Genomic DNA, 10,474 nt, shown 5'->3' with positions numbered 1-10,474 from the left:
CCAGGAAAAAGCTGCATAAATATCGGCGCCCGATTGGCTGCAAGATAAACCTTAAAACAATAATTACCACCCTTTAGAGCTAATAATTATCTTTACCTGTTAAAATTTCCTGCTCCATCCCTGACATTAAAACAAAAAAATCCGCCACGAGTTCTTTTCACTCTGAAAGCGGATTTTTCTATGCAGCGTGTGAACAGTCTTAACCCTGGATTGTTTTACTCCTCCACATTACCCGCCCGCAGTCACGCAGGTCATAGCCGCCCAGGTTTCTTACCTCTTCCTGAAAGGAGGGCTCGGCCATGACGACCAGCATTCTTTGGATATGGGGGGTTTCCCAGAATTCCGCCGGGATGCAGAGATCATAGCGCTCTTCCTCAATAGCTATAAAATCCAATTCCAGAGCCTGGGCCGCAGCCCTGATGCCCAACCCGGCGTCTACCGACCCGGACTTAACGGCGGCGGCAACACTCATATGAGTGTACTCCTCAAGTTCGTAACCCTGGATAAGGTCAGGCTCGATACCGGCTTTCCTTAACAGGTAATCCAACAGGATCCTGGTGCCGGCGCCACGCTGGCGGTTGACATAGGTTATATCCGGCCGGGTGAGGTCTGCCAGTCCCTGAATACCCTTGGGGTTGCCGGCGGCCACGATCAGACCCTGCTCCCGGTGCGCCAGGTTTACCAGGACTACTTCCCGCCCCGGCAGAAGCCTCTCAATATAAGGCACGTTATACGTACCGGTTTCCTCATCCAAAAGGTGCGTACCTGCACAATGCGCCTCACCGCGCTTCAAGGCAGTCAGTCCGCCCAGGCTGCCCACGTGGGCAGATGAAAGGGTGGCGGCAGGATACTTTTGCCGCAGGTAGTTGGCCAGTACATCCAGAGCTATGTCGTGGCTGCCGATGATCACGCTGGTTTCCCTGATTTCCTCCGGTGTCCGGAATAATTCCACGGGGACCTTTTCACCGGCTTTATAGCCTTCCGACAAGCGGGGCAACCGGATCATCCCGTCGGCCCGCACCAGGGACATCAACACACCTGCGCCACGCGAGATGGGGGTAGCGATAACTCGCTCGCCAACCTGACCCAGTTTGACCCTGACAAATTCCTCAACCCCCAGGGGGGATACCATTTTCTTGGAGATGATGGCTTCGATTGTACTGCGCTGGGCCGGCACGACGCCCAGTTTCCTGCAAATTAGCGGCTTAACGAAAAGGTCGAGACCCAGGTAAGCCGAAACCGGATAACCCGGCACACCGACTACCGGTTTTCCATGCGCCTCACCCAGGATTACGGGCTTGCCCGGCCTGGTGGCAACCCCATGCACCAGGACCTTGCCCAGGGAGCTGATCACATCGGCGGTAAAATCCTCGCTTCCGGCTGATGACCCGGCATTGATTAAAACAATATCGGCCTCGTCGACAGCAGAGGCAACTACTTCCTGCAGGCTTTTAAAATTATCAACGGTAATCTCCCGGCGCATGGAGACAGCCCCCCACTGTTTCACCATAGCGCCCAGCAGGCGGGAATTATATTCGATAATATCTCCCGGCTTCAACTCCGTACCGGGCTGGACCAATTCCGTGCCGGTAGGTAATATGGCAACTTTCGGCTTCGGGTGGACGTATATCTTAAGGATGCCGCCCGCCAGGGCCGCGCCGATATCTACAGGCCTGATCAGTTGGTTGGCGGACAGGATCATTTCTGTGGCGACAACGTCCTCCCCCACCATACGGACATGCTGCCAGGGATGGGCGGCCTGGATGATTTCTATCACGTCGGGCTGCACGTAATGCACGTCTTCGATCATTATTACCGCGTCGCAACCTGCCGGGAGGGGATCTCCGGTATCAACAAGAACAGCCTCCGCCCCGACTTTCAAATGCTTCGGAGTGGTTTCGGAGGCCCCGTAGGTGTCAGCTGACTTAACAGCCATGCCGTCCATGGCCGAGGCATGGTAATGGGGTGAAGAAATACGGGCATAGACAGGAGCGGCGGTGACCCGCCCAAGGGCTTCTTCCACATTGATGGACTCCGGCCGGCCGGGATGCAGCGCTCCGATCCTCTCAAGATAAGTCAAATAGTTTTCCAGGGCTTCTTCCCAGGGCAAGTCGTCCAGATACACCTTGCGCTTCATACTGATTCAACCCCTATTATCTTTTAAAATAATTTCACTTCCACCAGTTCTCCGGCCTCAACACCTTCTTTACCGAACGGGATGTGGGCCAGACCATCGGCCTTGACCATAGTCCCGATCAGGCCGGACTTACCCAGAATCGGGTCGGCATAAAACTGTCCATCACGGCTGGACAACTTGACCCTGATGTAATCCTCGCGGCCGGCAGCCGAGTGAAGATTGCGGGTAATAACAGCCCGCAGAGGAAAATCCAGCGGGTGGTCCTCTCCATCAAAATGATAGCCTCCTGTACGCAACAAAGGCGCCACCATCAATTCAAAAATAACCATGGCGGAAGCCGGGTGACCCGGCAGGCCGAAGACCGGTTTGCCGTTCACAACCGCCCCAACGGTAGGCTTGCCCGGTTTAACCGAAATGCCGTGGAACAGCACCCCGGGTTCTCCCATCGCGTCGATTACTCTGGCCGCCACGTCCCGGGCGCCCACTGAACTTCCCCCCGACAGGAGCACCAGGTCGTTTTCCTGCAAGGCCTGCTCAAGAGTTATCTTTAACTCTTCATATATGTCCCTGACCATCCCGTAAAGCCGGGGTTCCCCCCCGCAATTATGTACCGCGCCGTAAAGGGCATAGGAATTAATATCCCTGACCTGGCCGGGTCCGGGAGTGTCTGCCGGACCAACCAGCTCATCCCCCGTTGATATGATGCCGACCTTTAGAGGCGGGACCACCTCAACCTGGGTGATACCGACTGCCGCCAGCATGCCGAGGTCCTGGGGCCTGATCCGGTGACCGGCGGGTAACGCGATCTCTCCCGCGCCGATATCCTCACCCCGCCGTACCACATTTTCACCGGGGGCCACCGGCCTGGTGACGCCGATGGTGCGCGCGTCAAGTTCTTCAGTATATTCAACCATGACTACGGCATCGGCCCCCGCCGGCAGCATGCCGCCGGTGGCTATCCGCCAGGCTTGACCGGTTCTGACCCCACCCTTCGGCGCCCGGCCCATCGTCACCTCACCGGCGATATCGACATATGAAGGCATACCCTCGGTGGCCCCGTAAGTATCCCTTGCCCGCACGGCATAGCCGTCTACCGTTGAACGGTCAAAGCCGGGTACATCTTCCGACGCCCGTACTTCCTGAGCAAGCCGGTGATCCAGACTTTCCAGCAGAGCCAGTTTAACACCCGGCTTGGCCGGCGGCAGGTGCAGGGCTAAAGCCGCCCGTGCTTTGTGCACCGTTAAAGCATTAAATAGTTCGGCCATGTAACACCTCAAAAGTTAAAAAGTCGTAAGGCATAAGGCGTAGGGCGTAGGTGGTCTCTTAAGATACCGCCTTGAATCTATAAAATATTCTTTTATGCCTTACACCCTACGACCCAAATCCAACAACTGTTTTAATTGAAATTGCATTATGTTTGCTAATCTTTGTTTGCAATGAAAAACAGCGTAATCAGAAACAGCCAAGCTCACAGGCCTTGATTTTAACTTTTAGCTCGTCGGCTGCCTCACCCACAACCCCCACCGGAACTTTAAGCTCTTCCGCCAATTTTCTGGCTTCCGTACAGCTAATCCGGCCATCCTTGGCCGCTCTTTGCACTGCTTCCAAAACTTCAGACGCTATTTCTGACATTTTGCCCACCCTTTCTTTTTCGATTCTAAATAAAAATTAATCACAGTTCATGTTGCCGCAGGACGGGCATTCACTGTCCCGTTCCAGAGAAACTTCACAGAACGAAGCTGAAAGCGCGTCATAGATCAGCATCCTTCCCACCAGCAGTTCCCCTGTCCCGAGGATGTAGCGAATGGCTTCGGAAGCCTGCAATACCCCGATTACCCCTGGGACCGCACCGAGAATGCCCAACTCCGAAGTGGAGGGAGCGTCGGCAGGCGGGTCGTTGCGGAAGATGCACCTGAAGCAGGGCCCCCGGCCGGGTAAAACCGTGAACATCTGGCCGGCCCAGGCCAGCACCCCGCCATAAACAAAAGGCTTGTTCGCCTTGAGACAGGCTTCATTGATGACATACCTCGCGTGGAAATTATCGGTACAGTCAATGACAATATCGTAGTTCGGAACCAAATCGGCAGCGGTTCTAACGTCAAAGAGTTCCTGGTGAAGGTCCAAAATTAAATCCGGGTTGAGCGCGTGCAGCTTCTCACCTGCCGAAACAACCTTAGGACGGCCCAGGTCTGGTACAGCATGTAAAATTTGCCGCTGCAAGTTGGAAAGCCCCACTGTATCCGCATCAATCAATCCCATCCGTCCTACTCCTGCGGCCGCAAGGTAAAAAGCAACCGGCGAACCCAGACCGCCGGCTCCTACCAACAGCACGCCGGAGTTCAGCAGTTTTTCCTGCCCTGCCACACCAACGCCGGTCAGTAATATATTCCTTTTGTACAGCTCATGCTGCTCCGCTGTGAGACTTCTTGTTTGCACCTTGTTACGCTCCTTTGATCATCATGAAGTGTAAAGGTCTATACATGACAGCTTTTCTTGAGATATTGCCTTTCGATCAGGTCCGCCACCGCCGCCGCGTCTTCAAAACCATAAAAAGGAACGCCCTCTACCGGAGCAGGCCCGCCTACCACAGCCAGCAGTTCCTCCGCCGGTATAACCGGGCGCTCCGGTACTCCATCGCGTATAATTTCTATTTTGGGCCAGCTGCCCTTTTTAAAACCCTCGATGATGATCAGGTCCACTCCATCCACCAGCGGAAGGACATCTTCCGGACCGGGAGCGGCTTGAAACTTCCTGACCACAGCCACGTTGTCCGGGGAAGCAAGGGCTACCACATCGGCGCCGGCCCGGGCGTGCCGCCAGGTGTCCTTGCCGGGCCGGTCAAATTCAACCGGGTGGCTCGTGTGTTTGATCACGCCCACCCGGTAGCCCCGGCCCTTTAATGCAACTATCAGCTTTTCAAGAAATGTTGTTTTGCCGGAGCCGGAGTAACCGGCCAGACCGATCACGGGTATCGTCCTTTCCATACTTGACCTCCCGGCCTTAAAAAGCGAAATGTTATTACGATGCGCCAGCATTGTATACCTGAGCTGGTTCATAATGGGAGCGCGATTTAAATCATACTTGTGCAGCGAAGCAGATCTGGGGATTTCTACTGCATTCCTTGTGGGTCATGTGCGAATGAATTCGCACCCGCATCGGAACGTATAAGCTGCTTTAAAACACAGTTAAGATATCACTTCTATGGTGTCGCCGTTTTTGACCGTACCACCGTTCAGAACCCGGATGAAAATGCCTTCTTTCGGCATCACACAATCACCCGCCTGATAATAAATAGCGCACCTGTTGTGGCATTCCTTACCGATCTGTGTGACCTCCCCTATTGCCTCAGCTCCGATTCTCAACCGGGTACCGATAGGCAGGTGGACCAGGTCAATTCCTTCGGTGGTCAAATTTTCGGCAAAATCACCGGGTCCCACATCAAGACCCAGCGCTTTCATTTTGTCAATGCTTTCCATGGCCAACAGGCTGACCTGGCGGTGCCAGGAACCGGCGTGGGCATCATCCTGCAGGCCATGCTCCTGCACCAGCAATCCTTCCCCAACATCCTTTTTACGCATTCCTTTTTCGGCACTGGCGCATACCGCTTTTATTATACCCATTCATAGTACTCCCTTTCCGTAAACGGTGTTGTGCTGTGATCAGCCGCCGATTTGGGACATAACCCTGCTTTTGTCACGCCAGCCCTCCAGCATATGGTGGCGATCCGGTTTGAGAGCTACCGCATCCATAAATAAATCCGCGAGTTCTTTGAGATCGGCTCCAGCACGCAGGGGTGTCTTAAGGTCTACCTCGCGGCTGTCGTAAAGACACGGCCGCAAAGCGCCGTTCGCTGTAAGACGCAGTCGGTTGCAGCTCTGGCAGAAATGCTCGCTCATCGAGGCAATAAAGCCAATCGTGCCTTCCGCGCCTTTCAGTTGATAATACTTGGCGGGACCGCTGCCGGAAGACATCTTGGCCGGAAGGAGCGGGCCTAGTTTGGAGCTTATCTGCGCTATAATTTCCTCAGTCGGCACAAAGCGCCCGTTGGTCCAGGAATTTGAGGAGCCGATCGGCATCACCTCGATAAAACGCACATGGATCGGCCTGTTTAAAGTGAGCCGGGCCATTGCCACCACTTCGTCGTCGTTGAAGCCGCGCATCACCACCGTATTGATCTTGACCGGGTGCATTCCGGCGTCCAATGCAGCATTGATGCCTTCCCAAGCTGTAGCAAGATCGCCGCCTCTGGTTATTTCACGGTAGCGTTCCGTCCGCAGGGTATCCAGGCTTATGTTCACCCTTTTAACACCTGCTTCCTTTAAAGAAGACGCATGGCCTGGTAGAAGCAGGGCGTTGGTGGTCAGGGTAAGGTCGTCTATGCCCGGGATGTTCGAAATACGCTGGATCAGGCTTTCCAGCCCTAAACGCACCAGCGGCTCCCCACCGGTCAGGCGTATCTTTTTGACTCCTGTAAGACTGGCAGCTCTAACGATGGTTTCTATTTCCTCCAGACGTAAAATCTCGTCGTGGGGAAGAGCCTTAACGCCTTCAGCCGGCATACAGTAAACACAGCGCAGATTGCAGCGATCAGTAACAGAAACCCTTAGATAGTTAATATCCCGCTGATAGGTATCCCGCATTCTTATCACCTTCCCAAATGTTGTCCAGTCATTTGACGAGTCAATTACTCAAAAAATTAATCTAAATAAATGCCGTTAAAAATTAAAAGGGCGTCCACGAATGTTGCCCCGTTCCTACCTCGGTCAGCATAATATCAACCTCCACCAACCGGCGGGAAAAGAGATATGCGGTCACCATCAGCAAGCGCGTCATCAAGCGCCTTGTTCACACCGTTTACAAGTACAATAAATACCTCTTTTTCCGGAATATTGAGCTTGTCCAAAAGCATCCTGCAGGTAAAATGCTCCGTGATATTTACCTTTATAGGCTGTCCGAAGCGGGCGCCCGGAATATGTTTTTCCAACCCACTAAACACTCTTACTTCTAAATGCATGGAGTTTAAGCCTCCTCTTGCAAGGAACGCTAAATAAAACTTCCGCAGAAGTTAATAAATTATATCATATATACTAAAATGGGACAATCCTCGGCAATTTTTTTAAATTGATGAATAACCATACATCCATTATGCAACATAGTAACCATTAATGGTATAAAAATTAACTCTGGCAGATTTTTTTTATTACTTAACTTTTACTGACATCTTCTGCCCGTACTTGATTAATTGCTTCATTCCGGCGCACTGGCTTATACCAAGGTGAATAGCGTCTCTATGTGACAATTGCCATCTTGTTCCTGAAAGGACAGTAACCCCGGAACCGCTAAAAGCGTCGGGGTATAAAGGCGTGCTGGAACCTACCATAACCACATCTCGAGCCCCGGTGCAATAATTTAAGAGTTTTTCCAGTGTTCTGTTGATAAGAGATGTGCTGCTGATAAAAACCACCTTACACTCCGGTAAAAGTTCAGGTTGTGCCGACTCCGGGTAAACATGCCCGGTGGCGCTCTCACCTCTTTCAAAAATTAACAGACGGTGGACTTTGCCATTCAGATTCGCAATAATAGGACCGATATGACCAATTATCCCGACGGTATCAGTGGGTTGAATTTCTACAGAAAATATTGCGTCTGCGCCGGACGGATTTTCCACCTGTTCCAGCTTATCGAATTCAGCTACAGAATTTAATACAGCTAACCCCATTGCAACGGTTATCACATTTCTGCCTTGCAGAGTCCACCCGGCAACCTCCCCGGCAGGCATTCCCAAAAGGCTTCCGGCCTTGGGAAGCGCTGCACAGGCATGACCTATTTCTTTTCTTAATACATAGGTAACGCCTATTGCCCCGTCATCCAGTTCAACAGCCATCAATTCCAGGCCTATCCTGACCTCTTTTATTTTTTTCCCTGCAAGCCTTGACAGGGCTGAATCATAAACACGTTCTAAAATCATGCTGGGAGCCTCCATAACTTAAAAGATGATAAATAGTTAATTACCCTATTGGTATTTCTCAATTGTTTTATTATAGTAATTCTCAATAGCGCTTCTTAAAGCTTTTACCCCAAGGTTTGAACAATGCTGCTTATGCTCCGGCAGCCCGCCCAATGCCTCTATAATATCATCTTCAGTTATTTTTATTGCTTCCTCTAACGTCTTACCTTTGGCCAGTTCAGTTGTCATACTGCTTGTTGCTATTGCAGCAGCGCATCCGAAAACAAGAAAGCTTATATCCGCAATGGTGTCGTTTGCAACTTTGATATATATGGTCAAAAAATCACCGCAACCAGGATCACCACAAACCCCAAATCCATCTGCATCGTTTATCACTCCAGCATTTCTAGGGTTCATGAAATGGTCAAATACCGTATCATTATAGACCTCATCGTACATACAGTCACGTCCTTAATAGAATTTAAGATAAGAATTCAAATGCCAAGAATTCAACTGCATCTCCGCTGCTGACCAATGGGTATTATGGGCTTTTGCCCATTTGGCTATAAAGAATAATAGCACTCTTTCACCAATCTGTCAATAATTACAAAGCAGTGTAACCAGTGATAATATTTCTAAACAGCAAAAACCAGAAATATCCACTGTTACTCAATAAAAATAAAAAGAGCCTTACAAGACTCTTTTAAATATAGTTTATTAATCAATCCTTCCCCTTCTCCAGCAATTGCGCCGACAAAATTTTTGACCATTGGTATGCAGGCAGATTATTTTCTTTGATCGGCAATTCGCACATGAGTATTCGCCATTAATTATTTTTTCAAAGTTTTCATAGCTTTCCTTCCACTCTTTACCACAATCAAGACATCGCACCGGACAAATATTGCGGGTAAAATTCCCGCCTTCTATACGTATAGCTTTTCCTTTTATAATGCTGTCGGCAATTTTTTCCCTTGCATTATTGAGGATCCGCTGGAAGGTTTGCCTAGATACTTCCATTTTTTCGGCACACTCTTCCTGCTCCAGTTTTTCTAGATCCTTTAAACGTATAGCTTCAATTTCCTCAATCAGTAAAACGTTTTCTCCGATAGTATTTGTTTGTATGCTTAAAGGCACAAAGTGCTGTATATTTGGAATGAATTCAACCCTTCTCAATTTAGGCGGTCTTGCCAACTTGGCATTCCCCTTTCAATATTCTTATTTATATTTATTCTACCATATTTCACTTATTTACCGGGACTACATTTTTCATTCTCAACTCCTCCATGATTGGCAAAAACCGGGTAATACTTACCTGCACATGAACCTGCTCCTTCCTGTCATAGAACCCATATCTTCTCTTATGGCATAATATGTTATTCATTGACACAATGGGCGTTTTTCATATATTAAGTATAAATTATTTAGAGCATATGTCAATTATTAATTCATTCAAAGGCACAAGCATGAGCAATAGCAGTTTATGAATGAAACATCATTTTGCCGTCATCCTATTAGCAATTATGGAAACCAAAACGCAAGGCGCCACAGTTACAACCATAAAGAAGAGGTGACCCCGCCATCTTAATGTTAAAGATTTCTTACTGCAGAGCCACCTTTTGTGTATGCCATTTATGTTTTTGTGTTGATAGTTACTAATCCTTACTTTTCTTTAAAACTTCCAGTTCTGCGAGCCTTTTTTCCATCAGGGAAAGTTGCTTATCTGACAAATGAAGCAAAAATTTTGAAAGAATAGGAATGTATGCTGGAGCGCTATACTGATAACCGCCACTAAAAGAACGCCCCAAACGGCGTCCCCGGAAGGCTCCCCGGCCGCCGGCCGGGCCGAAACCTGCCCCCTGTCCACGTCCAGGGCCATATTCAAAGCCAGGTACCTGATTCATATAACCCGGCGCTCCAAAGCCTGCGCAATACCCGCCTGCTCTACCTGTACGAGCTCCTAATCCCAGCGGGCCAGTCCTGTCTCCTCCTGGCATAACTGTCCACCTCCGTTTTATTAGAATAATCGCGATTACACGAAATTATAAAAACTATTCCTAGCCTTACTAAAATAGGTATATGCCCATTATTATCTTAAATTGGTTTTGGGCATATGTCAACATTTTTCAAGAAGTATAACTAATCCTTGAGCAAAAAAATTAGTTACCCCCGGAAATAATCCCTGGCAACTAATTTTTTTTAAACTAGACGGAGCCAATCGCTGCACCCAATCCTGACCTTAGGAACCCGTTCAGGATTGATAATCCTTCATTACAAATCATGTTCCTTTGCGTAATTCAATGTGTTCACTGGTTGCTGTTAAGGAAATGATATACCGCCTCCAAAACCCCTCCGCCAACAGCCAGCGCTTTATCGGAGATGGTGTCATATTC

At 49.7% G+C, this 10,474-nt stretch carries 12 protein-coding genes; all 12 read right to left on the bottom strand.

Going from position 1 to position 10,474, the window contains the following annotated elements:
• Positions 1-199: 199 nt before the first annotated feature.
• The 12 genes from Psfp_RS20215 to Psfp_RS20165 all read right to left on the bottom strand — a co-directional run bounded on the left by Psfp_RS20215 (position 200) and on the right by Psfp_RS20165 (position 10,078).
• Positions 200-2,137 (bottom strand): molybdopterin biosynthesis protein, encoded by a 1,938-nt coding sequence (locus Psfp_RS20215; protein ID WP_192895564.1) that lies wholly within the window; start codon positions 2,135-2,137, stop codon positions 200-202.
• Between the two features lie 23 nt (positions 2,138-2,160).
• Positions 2,161-3,402: a gephyrin-like molybdotransferase Glp gene (gene glp, locus Psfp_RS20210; RefSeq protein WP_134220314.1), complete on the bottom strand. Its 1,242-nt coding sequence runs from the start codon at positions 3,400-3,402 to the stop codon at positions 2,161-2,163.
• Between the two features lie 187 nt (positions 3,403-3,589).
• Positions 3,590-3,769, bottom strand: coding sequence for a hypothetical protein (locus tag Psfp_RS20205; RefSeq protein WP_134220313.1), 180 nt, complete (start codon positions 3,767-3,769; stop codon positions 3,590-3,592).
• A gap of 36 nt (positions 3,770-3,805) precedes the next feature.
• Complete coding sequence (locus tag Psfp_RS21935) at positions 3,806-4,573, bottom strand: HesA/MoeB/ThiF family protein (RefSeq protein ID WP_192895563.1); 768 nt, start codon at positions 4,571-4,573, stop codon at positions 3,806-3,808.
• 38 nt (positions 4,574-4,611) lie between these two features.
• The gene (gene mobB / locus Psfp_RS21930; protein ID WP_192895562.1) at positions 4,612-5,121 is read right to left on the bottom strand and encodes a molybdopterin-guanine dinucleotide biosynthesis protein B; all 510 of its coding nucleotides are present in this window, start codon (positions 5,119-5,121) and stop codon (positions 4,612-4,614) included.
• Between the two features lie 201 nt (positions 5,122-5,322).
• Positions 5,323-5,757, bottom strand: coding sequence for an MOSC domain-containing protein (locus tag Psfp_RS20195; RefSeq protein ID WP_134220312.1), 435 nt, complete (start codon positions 5,755-5,757; stop codon positions 5,323-5,325).
• 39 nt (positions 5,758-5,796) lie between these two features.
• Positions 5,797-6,777, bottom strand: a complete 981-nt coding sequence (moaA, locus tag Psfp_RS20190) for a GTP 3',8-cyclase MoaA (protein ID WP_134220311.1) — start codon at positions 6,775-6,777, stop codon at positions 5,797-5,799.
• Positions 6,778-6,911: 134 nt separating this feature from the next.
• Complete coding sequence (locus Psfp_RS20185) at positions 6,912-7,151, bottom strand: MoaD/ThiS family protein (protein ID WP_134220310.1); 240 nt, start codon at positions 7,149-7,151, stop codon at positions 6,912-6,914.
• A 186-nt stretch (positions 7,152-7,337) separates the two neighbouring features.
• Entirely contained in the window at positions 7,338-8,105 is a 768-nt protein-coding gene (locus Psfp_RS20180; protein WP_192895561.1) for a DUF364 domain-containing protein, read from the bottom strand.
• Between the two features lie 45 nt (positions 8,106-8,150).
• Positions 8,151-8,543, bottom strand: a complete 393-nt coding sequence (locus Psfp_RS20175; protein ID WP_134220308.1) for an iron-sulfur cluster assembly scaffold protein — start codon at positions 8,541-8,543, stop codon at positions 8,151-8,153.
• Positions 8,544-8,801: 258 nt separating this feature from the next.
• Positions 8,802-9,275 (bottom strand): DUF134 domain-containing protein, encoded by a 474-nt coding sequence (locus Psfp_RS20170; RefSeq protein WP_134220307.1) that lies wholly within the window; start codon positions 9,273-9,275, stop codon positions 8,802-8,804.
• A gap of 461 nt (positions 9,276-9,736) precedes the next feature.
• Positions 9,737-10,078, bottom strand: coding sequence for a DUF5320 domain-containing protein (locus Psfp_RS20165; protein ID WP_134220306.1), 342 nt, complete (start codon positions 10,076-10,078; stop codon positions 9,737-9,739).
• Between the last annotated feature and the right edge of the window lie 396 nt (positions 10,079-10,474).

The sequence above is a fragment of the Pelotomaculum sp. FP genome, assembly GCF_004369245.1.
GTDB classification, from domain to species: Bacteria; Bacillota; Desulfotomaculia; order Desulfotomaculales; family Pelotomaculaceae; genus Pelotomaculum_C; species Pelotomaculum_C schinkii.
The sequence above is the reverse complement of the archived record's forward strand: the minus strand, read 5'-3'. Positions and strand labels throughout refer to the sequence as shown.